The organism is Mucilaginibacter sp. (genome assembly GCF_964263795.1).
Taxonomy (GTDB): Bacteria; Bacteroidota; Bacteroidia; order Sphingobacteriales; family Sphingobacteriaceae; genus Mucilaginibacter.
Window position 1 is genome coordinate 1 of the sequence record NZ_CAXVWK010000099.1, and the last position, 16,856, is coordinate 16,856.

14 protein-coding genes are annotated in these 16,856 nt (G+C 44.5%); 5 read left to right on the top strand and 9 right to left on the bottom strand.

Features of this window, described 5'->3' with window-relative positions:
• From ACE5CV_RS16025 to ACE5CV_RS16040, 4 genes are all read right to left on the bottom strand, one after another.
• On the bottom strand, positions 1 to 724 hold a 724-nt coding region (locus ACE5CV_RS16025), incomplete at its 3' end, for a glucuronate isomerase (RefSeq protein ID WP_374951203.1).
• A 208-nt stretch (positions 725 to 932) separates the two neighbouring features.
• Positions 933 to 1,406, bottom strand: coding sequence for a DUF4920 domain-containing protein (locus tag ACE5CV_RS16030; RefSeq protein ID WP_374951204.1), 474 nt, complete (start codon positions 1,404 to 1,406; stop codon positions 933 to 935).
• 202 nt (positions 1,407 to 1,608) lie between these two features.
• On the bottom strand, positions 1,609 to 2,217 hold the full coding sequence (locus tag ACE5CV_RS16035) for an alpha-ketoglutarate-dependent dioxygenase AlkB (RefSeq protein WP_374951205.1): 609 nt from the start codon (positions 2,215 to 2,217) through the stop codon (positions 1,609 to 1,611).
• A gap of 50 nt (positions 2,218 to 2,267) precedes the next feature.
• On the bottom strand, positions 2,268 to 3,362 hold the full coding sequence (locus ACE5CV_RS16040) for a phosphotransferase enzyme family protein (protein WP_374951206.1): 1,095 nt from the start codon (positions 3,360 to 3,362) through the stop codon (positions 2,268 to 2,270).
• A gap of 88 nt (positions 3,363 to 3,450) precedes the next feature.
• Between ACE5CV_RS16040 and ACE5CV_RS16045 the strand changes: the two genes are divergently transcribed.
• Positions 3,451 to 4,335: an alpha/beta fold hydrolase gene (locus ACE5CV_RS16045; protein ID WP_374951207.1), complete on the top strand. Its 885-nt coding sequence runs from the start codon at positions 3,451 to 3,453 to the stop codon at positions 4,333 to 4,335.
• Here ACE5CV_RS16045 and ACE5CV_RS16050 read toward each other — a convergent pair.
• Together ACE5CV_RS16050 and ACE5CV_RS16055 are read right to left on the bottom strand one after the other, a co-directional pair.
• Positions 4,322 to 5,581 (bottom strand): ATP-binding protein, encoded by a 1,260-nt coding sequence (locus tag ACE5CV_RS16050; RefSeq protein WP_374951208.1) that lies wholly within the window; start codon positions 5,579 to 5,581, stop codon positions 4,322 to 4,324. The genes ACE5CV_RS16045 and ACE5CV_RS16050 overlap by 14 nt on opposite strands.
• Positions 5,582 to 5,720: 139 nt before the next feature.
• Positions 5,721 to 6,284, bottom strand: a complete 564-nt coding sequence (locus tag ACE5CV_RS16055; RefSeq protein WP_374951209.1) for a sugar O-acetyltransferase — start codon at positions 6,282 to 6,284, stop codon at positions 5,721 to 5,723.
• Between the two features lie 128 nt (positions 6,285 to 6,412).
• Between ACE5CV_RS16055 and ACE5CV_RS16060 the strand changes: the two genes are divergently transcribed.
• Positions 6,413 to 8,239 (top strand): ATP-binding protein, encoded by a 1,827-nt coding sequence (locus tag ACE5CV_RS16060; RefSeq protein WP_374951210.1) that lies wholly within the window; start codon positions 6,413 to 6,415, stop codon positions 8,237 to 8,239.
• A gap of 16 nt (positions 8,240 to 8,255) precedes the next feature.
• On the opposite strand, the gene ACE5CV_RS16065 is transcribed toward ACE5CV_RS16060, so the two are convergent.
• On the bottom strand, positions 8,256 to 9,434 hold the full coding sequence (locus tag ACE5CV_RS16065) for an ATP-binding protein (protein ID WP_374951211.1): 1,179 nt from the start codon (positions 9,432 to 9,434) through the stop codon (positions 8,256 to 8,258).
• A 181-nt stretch (positions 9,435 to 9,615) separates the two neighbouring features.
• Between ACE5CV_RS16065 and ACE5CV_RS16070 the strand changes: the two genes are divergently transcribed.
• The 3 genes from ACE5CV_RS16070 (at position 9,616) to ACE5CV_RS16080 (ending at position 11,230) form a co-directional block, all read left to right on the top strand.
• Complete coding sequence (locus ACE5CV_RS16070) at positions 9,616 to 10,059, top strand: KTSC domain-containing protein (protein WP_374951212.1); 444 nt, start codon at positions 9,616 to 9,618, stop codon at positions 10,057 to 10,059.
• A gap of 13 nt (positions 10,060 to 10,072) precedes the next feature.
• Positions 10,073 to 10,516: a hypothetical protein gene (locus tag ACE5CV_RS16075; protein WP_374951213.1), complete on the top strand. Its 444-nt coding sequence runs from the start codon at positions 10,073 to 10,075 to the stop codon at positions 10,514 to 10,516.
• Positions 10,517 to 10,582: 66 nt separating this feature from the next.
• Positions 10,583 to 11,230 carry an START domain-containing protein gene (locus ACE5CV_RS16080; RefSeq protein WP_374951214.1) on the top strand — a complete coding sequence of 216 codons (648 nt, stop codon included), beginning with the start codon at positions 10,583 to 10,585 and terminating at the stop codon, positions 11,228 to 11,230.
• Positions 11,231 to 11,297: 67 nt separating this feature from the next.
• Here ACE5CV_RS16080 and ACE5CV_RS16085 read toward each other — a convergent pair whose 3' ends face one another.
• Positions 11,298 to 14,153 (bottom strand): M16 family metallopeptidase, encoded by a 2,856-nt coding sequence (locus ACE5CV_RS16085; RefSeq protein ID WP_374951215.1) that lies wholly within the window; start codon positions 14,151 to 14,153, stop codon positions 11,298 to 11,300.
• 145 nt (positions 14,154 to 14,298) lie between these two features.
• Positions 14,299 to 16,689 (bottom strand): ABC transporter permease, encoded by a 2,391-nt coding sequence (locus ACE5CV_RS16090; RefSeq protein ID WP_374951216.1) that lies wholly within the window; start codon positions 16,687 to 16,689, stop codon positions 14,299 to 14,301.
• Between the last annotated feature and the right edge of the window lie 167 nt (positions 16,690 to 16,856).

Below are 16,856 nucleotides of genomic sequence, written 5' to 3' on the forward strand. Positions count from 1 at the left end.
GCTCCAACCCGTGATCAGATACGCAGCAGCCATTAGCAGCAAAGTAGTGATGCCGTTTTTTAAGTGCGTAAAGGTAACTCTCGAAGCTGTTAACAACGGTGTCTGCCACTACCTCTAACTGGTTAATGTAAGCGTTAAGCGTTTTGGTGTCGTCGCAAAACATTGCTTTATCAGGGCGGAATGCCGGCAAAACCTTTACCTCAAAGCCATCTTCATGAATCTTTTGGTGGTGTGCCAGGCTATCCAGCGGGTCATCGGTGGTGCAAATAACTACAACATTACGGCCGGTGATGAGTTTACGCACGCTGTAAGCCGGGCTTTGTAGCTTAGCGTTACAATCGTTGTAAATATCTTCTGCGGTACCGGGCGTCAGGCGCGAATCGATCCCGAAATAACGTCGCAGCTCCAGGTGTGTCCAATGGTATAAAGGGTTGCGAAGCGTGTATGGAACAGTGGCCGCCCATTGTTCGAATTTCTCTTTATCGGAACGGTTACCGGTGATGTAGCTTTCATCTACTCCATTGGCACGCATTGCACGCCATTTATAGTGGTCGCCGTTGAGCCAAACGGAAGTAATATTATCAAAATTTATATCGTTGGCAATCTGGTCTGGCGGAAGGTGGCAGTGGTAATCAATTATAGGCATATCCGCCGCATAGTCGTGATATAAACGCTTTGCGGTTTCTGTTTGCAGCAAAAAATCCTGGTCAAGGAAATTCTTCATAAAAGGTTTACAATTTGGCTGGGAAACTGTAATTATAGGGTTATTATGTTAAATCGCCCAAAGTTTTTATCGAAATCGTTGTAGTGGAATTGTTAGGTTATGGCCAAACTGCTAACTGGTGATCTTGCCCATCTACCGGCAAGATCTGTTCAAATAAAAAAGCCTGTAAGTTTAGCTTACAGGCTTTTACAATATATTATCTGGCGGGTTACTTTACAACCAATACGCCATCTGCCATTATCGAAATATCTTTCTTAGGCTGACTGATCATCGCTATCTCTTCTTTTGATTTACCCGCATCAGCAGCGTAGTGCTTTAAACGCTCAACAGATGTTTCTTTAACCTTGGCTTTACCTGCTACCACAACGGTTTTGCCGATAATGTTTTGTGGCATAAAATAAGCGTAATCTGTAAACTGAACCATGATAGGGGCACCATTTTCCTGGGCTATCTTCATGAAGCAGCCTTTTTTCTTACATACCTCTACCACCGTACCTGTGATCTTACCATCGTATACAGAATCCTGGCTCAACGTTATATTTAGTGCTTCGGTGTTTAATGCGTTATCTGCAGTTATCGTCTTACCGTAACTAACACCTGCCCCGGCAGGCACAATTGCAGTTTGCGCATAAGTGATAACGCTAAAGCAAACGCCGGCAGCAAAAAGGATCAATTTTTTCATATCAGATTTTAGTGTTTATTTACAAATATATCTAATTTGTTATAAAACTTCATTACGAATAATCGTTTCAATTCTCGATGCATAGGCATTATCCGATAATTAAAAAAGTTAGATAATAAATATAAGCATCAGATTATTAATGTACTATAAATTTATGTTTCTTTTAAGTTAATATCGAATTTAGCCTTTTGTCAACATGTCATTAACTAATTATCCTGAAAGTAAGATTAATCCGCTCTTTAAAAGCTGAAGTTGATTTGGGTACACAGTGCTCCCATTGGTGCTGCAAATTGCCTTTCATGATAAGTAGCGAGCCGCTTTCCAGCTCAATCGAATACTTTAATTTGTGGTCTTGTTTATGGCGCACGTCAAAGCGGCGCACCTGTCCAAAACTTACCGATGCAATGGTAGGATTATGTCCCAGTTCAGGTTCATCGTCAGCATGCCAGGCTACCGAGTCGTTACCATTGCGGTAAAGGTTAAGCAGTACGCTGTTAAAGGTTATCCCGCAGGCAGCATCTACTTTATCTTTAATGAACAACAACTCGCTGGTCCAAGGATAGGGATCATATTTTTTACCCGAGAAAGCATAGGTTTTACTGTTATCGCCATACCAAGCAGTAAGGCGTGGGGTGTTGAGCAATTTGCCGTACATCTGAATCGTCTCCTGTTTCCAGCTGATCGTGTCCCTGAGAATGGGTATTAGCGTTGCTTCTTCTTCCCTGGTAAAAAAGCCGGGATAGTAAACCATCAATTCTGGCGGGAGCTTTGAGCTTTGCGTCCCATTGTCAAACATGTTTAGCTGTTCCATCCTTAAACGACGAAGGAAAGTGCTACTTTGTTTGGGATTGATTGTAAAAGTTAAGCTGTTTGAGCATCAATAATGGCCTGCAGCTGCGGTTCGCTTTCCTCAAGTTTGCGGACCAGTTGTAATTGCGCCCTTGCGCGTTGCAGGTTATGCCCGGCCTGGTGCACCTTAAAATAGATATCTCCACTTAGGTGGTCGGTTAAAAAGCGTACGGCCTGGATAAACGGCATCATCATCACACCCATCATCAGTGATTCTACCTCACGATCAGTCAAAAAGTGCCCAGCCTCTTGAAAATATCCCTTTACATAGGCCTCGAATAGCGGGATGTTCAGTTGTATTTTTGACAGGTCGGCTTCGTCCTCGGCAGCGGTATTGATAATGGTACGCACCGAGTCGCCAAAATCATAGGCCACGTATCCCGGCATTACAGTATCCAAATCTACAACGCACTGGGCACTATCCGTTTTATCTAAAAGTACGTTGTGAAACTTGGTGTCGTTATGAGTTAAGCGCCATGGCAAATGACCGGCCTCGCCCATGTAAAAGATGCCGCACATCCTGTCCGATCGCTGGTCAATGAACTCCAGTTCGGCAGTTACCTCTCCTACCTTGCCTTTTAAATTGTTGTTTACGGCCTCTTCCAGCTGTTCTAACCGGTGTACCATGTTATGAAAATCTGGAATAGTGTTGTGCAGCAAAGTGGCATCCAAATCGGTAAGCATGCTTTGAAACCGGCCGAACGCCTTACCACCCTGGTAAGCCTGCTGGGCTGTGGTAACAAGGTCATAACTGCGTGTGTCTTTTATAAAATGAAGCATACGCCAGTAATTGCCTGAATGATCTTTGTGGTACAGGCCGCCATCATGCAATTTTACTACCGTAACAGCATGGGTAACGGCCTCGTGAGTGGGTAATTTACTTTTAAGATGTTGGGTAACATGCCAGATATTTTCCATCAGCGCCGGCACGTCTTTAAATACGGCGCGGTTGATACGCTGTAACAGGTAATCAGGTGCCGCGGCATCGGCATTTATCAGGCGGTATGTATCATTAATATGCCCTGTTTCAATAGTAATGGTATTGGCTATACTCCCGGTTATAGCAAATTCGCTAATGATGTCGTTTAAGTGGTACTGTCCCTCCATTCCGCTGCTCTGATCTGTTAAAATTCGTTAAACCGTTTGCTTTGTAACCGCTATTTTATTTATCGTTGTAAATCTTAAACCACTAATCATGAAGCCGTTAAAATATTTACCGCTAACCTTCTTATTCATCGGGCTGCTAGGCTGTAACAGCCCGCAAAAAAAAGACAACCGCAAAGCGAAAGTAAAGATAGTAAGCAACAATGTAAATATAGATTACACCGATACGGGCAGCGGCGATACCACACTGCTTTTTGTACACGGCTGGGCTATAAATAAAACGTATTGGGATAGCCAGGTGGCACATTTTAAAAATCGTTACCGCGTAGTGGCTATAGACTTGCCGGGGTACGGCAAATCGGGCAGGAACCGGAAAGTGTTTAATACTGCTGCCTTTGGCCAGGATATTAAGAATGTGATAGCACAACTGCATTTGAAGAATGTAGTATTGGTAGGCCACTCAATGGCCGGCGACATTATATTGCAGGGAGCGCTTGATGATCCGAACCATGTGATAGCCCTTGTTGGGGTGGATAACTTTAAATCGGCAGGGGTAGTGAGTAAGGGCGATACCGTTAAGGCAAGAAAAGAATATGAACAGGCCATAGCTGCAATGAAAAAAGACTTTAAACAGGTAGCGTTCCAATGGTTTAACCAGGATCTTTTCTATAAAACTACGCCAAAAAACATTCGTGAGCGGATATTGAACGATGTGGCGCACACGGATACGGTTGCAGCGGTGTCCAGCATGGAACAGGATAATTTTAATGAGGGCGACGAATTGGTAAAGGCGAATAAGAAGCTTTATCTGATAAACAGCGATTATCAGCCTACTGATACTACCGGTTTGGTTGCTCGTAAAATCCCTTACAAATTACTGTTGATACACGCTACAGGACATTTCCCGATGGTGGAGAAGCCTGAGGATTTTAACGCGATGTTGGATAAGGTAATGGCTGATATTAAAGCGCATTGATCTCTTCATCAGAGATCTCGATGTTCTTTTTAACCCTGAAGTTAAACGTTGTCCCCTCGCCTACGCGTGAACTTACACTGATGCTGCCCTGCAGTTTTTCAACGAGCGATTTTACCGTGTGCAGGCCTATGCCAGTACCTTTTTGATTAAACCTGTCAATCACGTTCAGGATAACATCCTTCTGAAAGATCTTTTCATGGTTTTTCTGGGCAATGCCCATTCCGTTGTCTTTCACCTTAAAATTATAGAACTGGTCGTCCTCTAAAAAATGAATATCGATTATACCTTCGGGCTTGTCGTTATAGCGTACTGCGTTAGTTATCAGGTTCAGAAAAATCTGCTCCAGCGCTATTGATGAACACGTTAAGGCGTGCTCGGTATGCGGATAATTGATCTTGATACCGGCAGGTACATCGATCAGGTCGATCACTTTGAAAAGCAATTCGCTCAATTCAAAACATTGCTGGTTTGATATCAGCAGGGCCGGTTTTTTGGAATATTGCAACATCTCATCAACCAGCGTAAGCAACTTTTTAGATGAGTTCAAAGTCATATCTACCAGGTTACGGCTCCTTACATCGCCGCTGGTTGACAGGCGCGATTGTAAGGCCTGTGCGGTAAGCATAATACTGCTTAGCGGGTTTTTGATATCATGTGCCGCTGTAGATGCAAACTTTTGAATGAACGCATTTGCCTCTACAAGGGTATCATTGGATTTTTGTAAATTATTGATCTTTCTGCGCAGCTCCATCTGGGCAAGTACCTGCTTAGATAGTACCCTTAACGCCTTTAATTGGCCCTCAGTTAACTCCTTCGGCTCATGATCAATAACACAAAGTGAACCCAGTGCGTAACCATCTTCATTCAACAAAGGCACACCGGCATAAAATATAACTTTCGTGTCGCCGGTAACCAGCGGATTGTGCGCAAAACGTTCGTCTTGACGTGCATCACGTACCTGCATTATCTCATGCGGATTTACGATAGTATGCGCGCAAAAGGCATATTCTTTAGGGGTTTCGGTAACATTTAAACCGTAATGCGATTTAAACCACTGCCTTTTATCGTCTATTAAACTTACCAGTGCGATAGGTGTCTGGCAAATCTCAGATGCGAGCAAGGTAAGCTCCTCAAAATCATCCTCGGGGTTGGTGTCAAGAATGTCGTAGGAAGCAAGTGCTTCCAAACGTTCGCTCTCGCTTTCGGGAACAGGGTATGGAGTGGTAATGTTGCTCAAAAGTGTCATCAATTAGTGCGCAAATGTACAGATTTTTAAATCTTCCGGTCTTCTCAGTTAACTATGTTACACAATAATGGCAGTGTAAATCAAAAGGTACTGCACTGCCCTAACTTACTGTCTACACCAATTTCGCCGCCATTCTTGCCTACGATCCCGGCTCCAGCTTGCGCATAACCCTGGCCGGATTGCCGGCCGCTAATGAATCGTCGGGGATATCTTTAGTAACCACGGAGCCCGCGCCGATTACGCAACGGTTGCCGATAGTTACGCCGGGGCAAATAATGGCACCGCCACCAATCCAGCAATCATCACCTATTACAACGGGCTTGCCGTTCTCCTTGCTCCTGCGCAATTCGGCATCAAGCGGATGGGTAGCCGTATAGATCTGCACGGCAGGCGCGCAAAACACATTATTACCCAGCTTTACGTGGGTTACATCAAGCACCACGCAGTTCACGTTAAAATACACATTCTCGCCGCAGGTAATGTTGTAACCGTAATCGCAATGAAACGGCGGCTCTATGTACAAGCTTTTAGGTGCGTTAGGTATCAGTTTTGCCAGCACAGCACGCGTACCATCGCCAACTATATATTCATCAATGTTTAGCTGTTTAAGCAGCGCCTTACATTCTGCACGTTCGCGGGCAAGCAGTTCATCGTTAGCAAGGTAATACTCGCCATCTATCATTTTTTGTTTTTCGGTTTTCATAGTAAGCTAAATTTATCAATCAATTTTAAATAAACTGTTCGCCAAACCTTAATTATTGCCATTTGTCAATATTTTAATTTTGGATAACTTTTTTATTTTTGAATATTATTATTTAAGCGCCTATTCTCTTGAACCCTATTGACAGTATCTATCGCGACATTATTGAAAGTTCGCCCTACCCGGTATATATGTGTACCGGCAGGGATGCCATAGTTGCTGCCGCTAACGCTGCTACTTTAGCCGCCTGGGGTAAAGACAGCTCGGTAATTGGTAAGCCTTTTTTAGAGGCCCTGCCTGAAATGCACGATCAGCCTTTCCTTGGCCTGATACACCAGGTTTACGAAACCGGACTACCCTATTCTACTGAAAACGACCGCGCCGACCTGGAGATAGACGGTGTGCTCACTACTTTTTATTACAAGTTCACCTACCAGCCGCTGCGGGATGCAGATAATAATATATATGGCGTTGCCTGTTTTGCAATTGACGTTACCGAGCAGGAACGGGCCAAACAATCCGCCGAGGAAAGTGAGATAACCCTTTATAACCTGATCAAGCAGGCCCCGGTTGGCATCTGCCTTATCCGCGCCAGCGACCTGATGATACAGGTGGTTAATGATGCCTACCTGGAACTGGTAGGCCGGGAAAGCGAAGACATGGAGAACCGCACGATCTGGAATGCCATACCCGAAGCGGCGGCATCTTATGAACCTGTAATGAAACAGGTTATAGATACAGGAGTTGCATTTGTTGCCAAAGAGCATGAGTTGCTGCTGGTGCGCAACGGCGTGGCGGAGTTTGTGTTTGTAGATTTTGCATACGAACCTGTAAGGAACTTTGATGGCAGCATCAACGCAATTATGGTGATAGGTATTGAAGTTACAGACAAAGTTAAGGCGCGCCGCAGTATAGAAGATGTTGAAGAACGCAGCAGGCTGGCTATTGAAGCAGCCGAGATAGGCACCTTTGACCTGAATATTTTGACCCAACAAGTGGTGACATCCGACAGGTTCAACACTATCTTTGGCTTTAGCACCACACAGCCCCGGCCGGTACTGGCGGACAGCTTCCACCCGGAGGATAGGGAAATACGGATCAAAGCCCATGAAGAGGCCAATCGCAGCGGCAGTTTATATTACGAAGCAAGGATCGTCCATCCAGATGAGTCGGTACACTGGATCCGTACGCAGGGCAAGATATTTTACAGTGAAAACAACAACCCTATCCGTATGCTGGGTACCGTATTGGACATTACCGAATTTAAGCGCCTGCAGCAGCAAAAGGAAGATTTTATAAGCGTAGCAAGTCATGAGTTAAAAACGCCGATGACATCGCTTAAAGCATCCATGCAGATAGTTGGCAAGCTGATGAAAACCACCCCCGATTCGGAAAAAGTGCCCGTGTTTATGGATAAGGCCAACAGTAGCCTTACCAAAATGCAACACCTGATAGAAAGTTTGCTTAACGTATCAAAAATAGCCGCAGGGCAACTGGCTTTAAGTAAATCTAATTTTAACGCCGCCGAACTGGTCAACGAGAGTTGCGACCACGTACGCCTTGCGGGCGAACATGAGTTGATCTTAACCGGCGATGCAAGCCTGGAGGTTTATGCCGACCGCGCCAAAATTGAGCAGGTAGTGATCAACCTGATTAATAATGCAGTAAAATACGCGCCGCAATCACGCAGGATAATTGTTGATATAACCGTCAAGAATAAAATGGCCCGCATATCTGTACGGGATTTTGGTGAGGGGATCTCATCAGAAAAGATCCCGCATTTATTTGAGCGCTATTACCGGGTAGATTCTTCGGGACTGCAATATTCGGGTTTAGGGCTGGGATTGTATATCAGCGCGGAAATAGTGGAACGCCATGGCGGTAAAATTGGGGTTAAAAGTGATGCAGGCAAAGGCAGCCTGTTTTGGTTCACCATCCCTTTAAAAATCGAAAACTAACCTGAACCGGCCTGGCTTATGCAGACTGTAACGGCATCTTGAAAGTAAACTTTGTTTGGTCGGTGTTAGATTCAACATCTATTACGCCCTGGTGTGCACGGGCAATTTCTGATGCAATGTATAAACCAAGCCCCAGGCCTTCCTGCTCATGTGTTATTCCACCGCGCGCAAATGGTTGAAAGAGTTTCGCCCTTACCTCATCAGAAATTGCAATACCGGCATTTGCTATCGCGATCTTAAATTCACCATTGCCGCTGTTAACTGATACACTTACCCGCTCGCCCTTTGTCCCGTGCGTAAGCGCATTGCCTAACAGGTTCGAGTACATCTGGGCTATCCTTTTACCATCGCAGTTTACGCCGCAGGTAAGGTTGTATGTTGCATCAATGGTGGTGTTTGGCCAAAGCAGGCGCAATTCATCGGTTATCTGGTTCAGCACCTTTTCCATGTCGTTATCACGGGTAAGGTCAAGTTGAATTCCTTCACCTAAATGGCCGCGCGCAAAGTCAAGGATATTTTCAATCAGGGCCTTCATCCTGTACGATGCATCCTGCAAAATATGGGCAAGGCGTTTTGTACGGTCATCCAGCGGCATGCGCAGCAATAATTGTGATACGTTTAATACCGCACCCACCGGGTTACGCAGGTCATGGCCTAAAATAGCTATAAAAAGCTCGCGTAACTCTGCTACCTTTTCGGCCTCTTTCAATTTTTCTTTAACTAATTCGGAGTCGTCCAAAGCTTGCAGGTGCATCGCTATCAAATCGGCAAACAGTTTAAACATGCCGATTACCTGCGGGTTGTTCACATGGGCAGGGTTAGGGTCTATGGCGCAAAGCGTACCGAAAAACTCCCCGTTCTTTCTATGGATAGGAATAGAAATGTAGCTTTGAAAGCCGTACATGGCCGGCGTATGGTGGTTAGCAAAAAGCGTATCCTTGTCTACGTGGTCAATTACAACCGGTTTGCTATGCTGGCGGATCTCATTGCAGATAGTGGTTTCTAAAGCCAGCTCGCCGCCCGGCTTAAGGCCGAATTCGATCTCGTCGTGCACGGCGCACGCTACCCATTTAGTATCGGTTACACAAGCTACAGCTGCAAAGCCCATCCCGGTAGAACGGCAGATCACTTCCAAAATTGACGTAACAGCGTCTATCTGGCTTATAGAATCGATATCGGCCTGAATATTTGTCAATTGGTTATTGTGATATTACGTGGCACAAGTTAACATAGTAATAACGCAGTAACAAGTGTAATTTAAGTTTTAAAGATTTAAAAATGCCTTAAAATTAAAAATGTACCTTTGCGCATTATTTCATGATACGATTAACAACTAACTTATCAACGATAATAAGCATAAAATACAACAAATAAGAATGAAAAAGATCGTTGATTACCGCAAACTTTTAGGTGTTACCGAAGCAGCTGACCTGCAAGAATTAAAAACGGTTTACCGCGGCATGATGAAAACCTGGCATCCCGACAAGTATCAGGACGAAAGCCGGGTTGAAGCTGAAGAAAAAAGCAAAACCATTATAGAAGCTTACCATTTTCTGGTAAGCATAGCGCCGGAAACCCGCGCGCAATCATTAAACGAGTACACTGCTACCACAACTAACGCCGCCATTGCCGACTTTACATTTGAAAAGCAGGTACTTAAGGTAGTTTTTACAGACGGCAACACTTATGAATACTTTGATGTACCAAGGGCCGTTTATGTGAAACTGGTAAATGCAGATTCGCCGGGTAGGTTTGCACGCAGGCATATTTATAACGAGTATGTTTACCGGAGCGTAAACCGGTTGGTAGCAACATCCTAAATAAATTCCGGGGATGATGGAGTTTATAAAAAGCCGCGGCAATTTATCATTGTTCATCATCATTTGCGTTTTTACCTTGTGTGGTATTTTGTACCTGGCAGATACCATTGTATTCATCAACACCAAACGGGTTGCTACAGCCACGGTGGTGCGGGTAGAGGTTACGCAGTCTCCAAAGCCATATAAGGCGACCATGGTTTACCACAATACATTTATTAATGATAACGTGGTAAGCTATGTAGATAATATCGGAAGCAATTACGCCAAAAAGCACATCGATGTGCATAACCACCTGGATATTTACTATCGCAACTATTTCCCGCGGGAGATTTACCTTGTTGATTATAAATATCCGAACGGGTATTATGTGGTAATGACTGTCTTTTACCTGTTGGCGATGTGTACCCTGCTGTACTTTCAATACAAACGGATTGGCAAGCGAATTGAAAATTTCTAAGATGTTGTTGTAATGACAACAAGAAATGACCGGTTATTTATTTTTGCGATTTAACCGCACTAATAAATGTTAAGTAAGATATCGGCCGTTCTCTTGTTGCTGACAATTTCTTCGGCAACCTTACATGCGCAGCAGAGCTGGACGCTGAAAAGCGATAATGATGGTATAAAATTGTATACCGGCCCGGTGCAAAATTCAAAGGTCAAGGCACTTCGTGTTGAATGCACCTTCCAGGCAAACCTATCGCAGATAGTAGCAGTGCTGCTTGATGTTAATAATTGCACCGAATGGGTTTATAAAACCAAATCCTGTACGTTGCTTAAACAAGTTTCGCCGTCAGAGTTGTACTATTACTCTGAAGTGAGCCTGCCCTGGCCGGTGCAAAACCGTGATTTTGTTGCGCACCTCACCGTAACCCAGGATGCGGATACTAAAGTAGTCACAGTAGACGGCCCTGCCGTAAAAGGCATGGTACCACCAAAAACAGATATCGTGCGCATCAGCGAATCTAAAGGGAAATGGCTGATTACTCCTGTCAATAAAAATGAGATCAGGGTTGAATACACCTTAACTGTCGACCCGGCCGGCAACATCCCTGCATGGATAGCAAACCTGGTATCATCTGAAGGGCCGGTGCAGAGTTTTAAAGCGTTAAGGCTTCAGCTCAAAAAAGCCGAGTATCGCAATGCTGCGCTGTCGTTCATCAAAAATTAAATCTTTCAGGTCATAAAAAAGCCCGGGCGGTAAATTACCGTCCGGGCTTGATTTTATATATTAATACTTATTGTTTAGGCTTACCATCGGCATCCAGCTCAACAATAGGGTAACCTAATTTTTGAAGGCCAGGCAATATAGTCGCCTTATCGCCCACAACCAGTATCACCATGTTATCCGTGTTCAAATATTTAGACGCCAGCTGATTGATCTCTGCCGGGGTAATGGTAGATAAGATCTTGTTTTGCTCATCCACATAGTTAGGCTTCAGATCATAATCCAGAATACGTGACAGGAACGCCGCCTTTTGGGCATTGGTCTCATAACGGCGGGCATCGCTCTGGCCGATTGAAGTTTGCGTAAATTTCAACTCATCCGGTGTAATACCGGTAGCCTGGTAGTTACGTATCTCTTTAATAAACTCAACAACAGAGCTATCTGTTGCTGCGCGCAGTACACCTGCCGAAGCGGTAAAATCGCCACCGTTTTTGCCTGAGCTAAAGCCGGAACGGGCACCGTAGGTCCAGCCTCTTTTTTCGCGCAGGTTCAGGTTAATATGGCTATTGAATGCACCACCTAAAATATAGTTGGCTATACCTAACTTGTAATAATCGCCGGTTGCATCATAGTTTAGTTTATCCAAATATCCTATACGGATCTCTGACTGAGCAGCGCCCGGAATGTCAACCAGATACAGAGTGGTTTTATCAAACACCTTACCATCTGCAGGTGTTGGAACGGTTACCTTTTTAGCCGCCCAGTTATTTAAAAATGCCAGGTTACCTTTAGCAGTACCTTCGTTCACATCACCTACCACCACAATTTTGGTTTCTGTTGGGGTGAAGTAGTTGTCGTAAAAGCTTTGTACATCCTGCAGTGTTATTGCTGCAACAGTTTGCTCGTTACCACCGGTTGCATAAGTGCGCACGTTATCTGTGCCGTAAAGTATTTTACTGTAAACGGTAGATGCTACACCGGCCGGTTGCGTTTTAGCTTGTTTTAAACCCTCAATGGTTTGCTTTTTGATCCTTTCTAAAGCATCTTGGGTAAATTTAGGGTTCAGCAGGCGCTCCTGTAACAATGTCATGGTTTTAGGGAGGTTTTTAGTTAACGATGATACGCTGATCACCATCTCTTCGCTGCCGCCATATACGCTGATGTCGCTACCCAGTTTATCCAGTTCTGATGTAAACTGCTCGCCGGTATAATTCTTGGTATCCTCGTTCATCATACGGCCGACAATACCTGCAAGGCCTGCTTTCGAAGGATCTGCAACGGCATATAATCCACCACCTTTGATAGAAATGTTCATCGCAACAGAAGGCACCTCGGTATTTTGCGTACCTATCAGCTTAATGCCGTTAGGTGTGGTACCTGTCCATATGGTTGGCACTTTAATAGCCGGGTTAGCACCCACGCCTGGTTTAGGTGCACGGTCGAATTTATCAGTAGCTTTTTTATAGGTTAAGCCATTGTAACCGTAGTCGGGTGCTTTATAACCTGCGGTACTTACGATGTAGTTATCGGCAGCAACCGGTGGTGTAGCACCGCCTTTTGGCAGCACGCTTAAAATTACTGATGGCTTACCTTTGATGTATTGATTGTAAACACGCATTACATCAGCTTTGGTTACCGCGCGGATGTCTGCAAGTTCGCGGCCTATCTGGTTAGGGTTACCGGTCATGTACTGTGCCTGTGCCAGTTCAGATACCTTACCGCTAACGCTTGCAAGGCCATTGATGTAGTTAGCTTCGGCACTTGCCTTGAAGCGTACCAACGCATCGTCCGTAACACCAGTTTTTTCAAATTCAACAAAAGACTCATCAACCATCTTCTTAGCGTCGGCAAGTGTTTGCCCCGGAAAAGGCACCACACGTACCGTGATCTCACCCGCCAGCTCGGCATTTGATGAATTCATAGAAGCCTGAGCAGCTTTACGGGTTTTAACAAAGTTTTTGTAAAGGATAGAGTTTCTGCCCTGGCCAACAATTTCTGATAAAGCATCCAATGCCGACATATCCTTATCATAGATCTTCACACCAGGATAAGTAATGGAAAGCAGGGGCAATTTAGCGTAGTTATCCGTGTAAGATACATAGCGGTCTGCAGATAATTTTGGTGCAGGCAGGCTCATATTGTTTACAACCGGCCCGCGTGGAATGCTGCCGAAATATTTTTGTACTAACGCCAAAGTTTGCTTCGGGTTCAAATCGCCGCCAATGGTTACAGTCGCGTTATTGGGGCCGTACCATCTTAAAAAGAAATTCTTCAGGTCGTTAACGCCTACTTTGTTCAATTCTTCAATATAGCCTATGGTTAACCAGGAGTATGGGTGGCCGTATGGGTAAAGGTTTTTAGATGTGTATTCGCTGGCTAAACCGTACGGGCGGTTATCATAATTCTGGCCACGTTCGTTTTTAACGGTAGCACGCTGCACTTCAAATTTTTGTTGCGTTACCGCGTCAAGCAAAAAGCCCATCCGGTCGCTTTCCAGCCAAAGCATTTTTTCGAGTTGGTTGGCAGGTACGGTCTCATAATAGTTTGTACGGTCGCGGTTTGTTGATCCGTTTAGGGTACCACCTGCTTCGGTAATGATCTTAAAGTGATCTCCGTTAGCAACGTGATCGCTTCCCTGGAACATCATGTGCTCAAAAAAGTGGGCGAAGCCCGATTTGCCTATTTCCTCACGTGCCGAGCCTACGTGGTAAGTAACATCAACGTGCACCAAAGGGTCAGAATGATCTTCTGCCAGGATCACGGTTAGCCCGTTAGGCAAAACATACTTCTCGTAAGGTATCACTAATTCGGTCCCCTTGCGGGTAACCTTTTCTATCAGCTTGGGAGCACCGGTTTGCGCGGTGGCCGATAGCGCCATAAAAGCTACTGAAGGTACCAGCAGCGCAATTTTTAAAGATCTGATCATGTGTTGTTAGTTAAAATAAAGGGTCAAAAAGTTGTACTGTTCCGCAGAACCGCCGAAAGTATAATATTAGCTATTTTGACCGTTTAGTTGGTAGGGCTTAACAACGATTTGATTTTATGTAACAGATTTGTGACACATAATATTTTTATTCGCTTCGCAAACTAATTACCGGGTTTGCGATTGCTGCGCGGATCGATTGGTAACTGATGGTAGCCACGGCAATAACAATGGCGATAAGGCCGCCTGCTGCGAAGATCCACCAGCTGATATCGATCCGGTAAGCGAATTCTTGAACCCATCTGGTCATAGCCAGCAATGCTACCGGGCAGGCGATAACAAATGAGATAACTACTAACGATACGAATTCTTTAGATATCAACGCAGTGATCTGTAATACAGAGGCACCGATAACCTTGCGGATCCCTATCTCTTTGCGGCGCTGTTTTACACTGAACAACGCCAGCCCGAATAAACCAAAACAGGCGATGCTGATAGCCAGCGTAGTAAACAGCGCAAATAACTGCCCGAACTTGATTTCGGCCTGGTACTGCTGATTGAAGCTGTCGTTTAAAAAAGTGTATTCTAATGGCCTCTGCGGGGCTATTTTTTTCCAGAGGGTTTCTATATCTGCTACCGTTTGTTTAACGTCTGTAGTATTCATTTCCACAGAAAACACTCGGAATTTGTCTGGCATAATGCGCATGGCCAACGGTTCAATTGGCTTTTGCAGGGATTGGAAGTGAAAATCTTTGTAAACCCCTACAACCGTTGCATCGTTAGGATACATTTTTACCTTAACGCCCATGGCTTCATCTGCGTTTTTAAAACCAAGTTTACGCAAAGCGGATTCATTAATGATCATAGATTCGACCGTGTCCGCAGCAAACGCCGGTGATAACGCCCGCCCGGCTACCATAGGGATATTGTACTGCTTCATAAAGTTGAAGTCAGTCAGATAGATCGGCAGTTCGGCGTGCACGGTATCACCACCTTTTTTGGCAAATTCCATTGACCATCCGCCTGATGTCGAACTACCCGGAACATCTGACGATGCGGTAACTGCTTTTACCCCTTTAACACGTTGTAATTCGTTGACGATTAACTGATATTGTTTTTTGACCCATCCGTCGCCTTCAAAGTTGATCACCAACGTTTGCGACGGTTTAAAACCAAGGTCATGCTTTTGCATAAATTGTAACTGGGTGTAAACCACGATGCTGCTAATGATCAAGATAATGGAAACTGCAAATTGAAACACCACCAGACCTTTGCGGATAGCAATGCTTAATGCCGATGACCTCAGCGTGCCCTTTAATGCCGTTACCGGGTTAAAACCCGACAGCACAAGTGCCGGATAACTGCCTGACAGGACTGCCACAACTACCAGCAGGCCGATCAATAGCAACACGTGCAGCGGTGTAAGCAAATTAAGCCCTATACTTTTCCCGGCGAACGAATTAAATGCCGGCATAAGCATGTAAGCTGCTAAAACGGCTATCGCAAGGGCAATGCCGACAATTAAAAACGATTCAATAAAAAATTGGATGATCAGCGCGGTGCGTGTAACCCCATTTACTTTCTTAATACCAACCTCTTTTCCACGCTCAGCAGCACGTGCCGTTGAGAGGTTGATGAAGTTGGTACAGGCAATAAGCAACACAAAAAGTGCAACTGCCGAAAATACATACAGGCTGGTAATATTTCCGTTTTGGCCCGCCTGGTTTTCCCTTTCACTATGCAAGTATATATCTGTTAAATTTTCCAGGCTGTAATGATGTTTAGTGGTTGGAGTGTTTGCTTTGTGCCTGTCGGCAAAGGCATCGAATTGCTTAACCAGGTTTACTGGTTTATATTTATCCGGCAACAATATATAAGTATAAAAATTATTGGAGTACCAGTTTGTAAATAGCCAGTCGTATCCCGAATCCTTTTTTTGAGCGGTGGCCATCGAGATCAGAAAATCGAACGTGAGGTGCGAGTTGGCAGGTACATTTTTTATCACTCCGGTTACTTTTAAATTTTCGCCGTCCATCATCAATGCTTTGCCAAGTGCATCAGCATTGCCAAAATATTTGCGTGCGGTAGTTTCGGTGATCACTACACTCATCGGGTTTAATAATGCTGTTGCTGCATTTCCGCTGATCATTGGCAAATCAAACACCTTAAAAATTTGCGCGTCGGCAAAGTACAAATGCCTTTCTTCAAAAAGTTTATCGTTGTATTTCACCAAAGCTTCGGCACCAATAATACGCACTGCCTGTTTTACCTGCGGAAAATCGGCTAAAAGCATAGGTGCTAACGGGCCCGGCGAGCCTGCGCCACGCTGCATTAAAGCGTTGGTTTGCTTGTCGTCAACCACACGGTAAATATTATTGGCCTGCTTATGATATCTATCGTAACTTAATTCGTTCTCAATATAAAGCGACATCAGGATAACCGCCGTTAAACTGATCACCAAGCCGCCTATGTTAATGGCTGTAAAACTTTTGGTGCGGGTTAAATTCCTGAAAGCAAATTTTAAGTGATTGTTGATCATTACATTAAGGTTTAAAAGCGCTGCAAATTTAATCAACCAAGTTTATGCCACATTATAACAGTTTGATAATCATAAAATTATGATAATGTGATTTATTACAATGTTCGATAACGTTACACTCGTTGTTCGTACTTGATACAAATAAAAAAGGCGGCAACCTCCTGGTT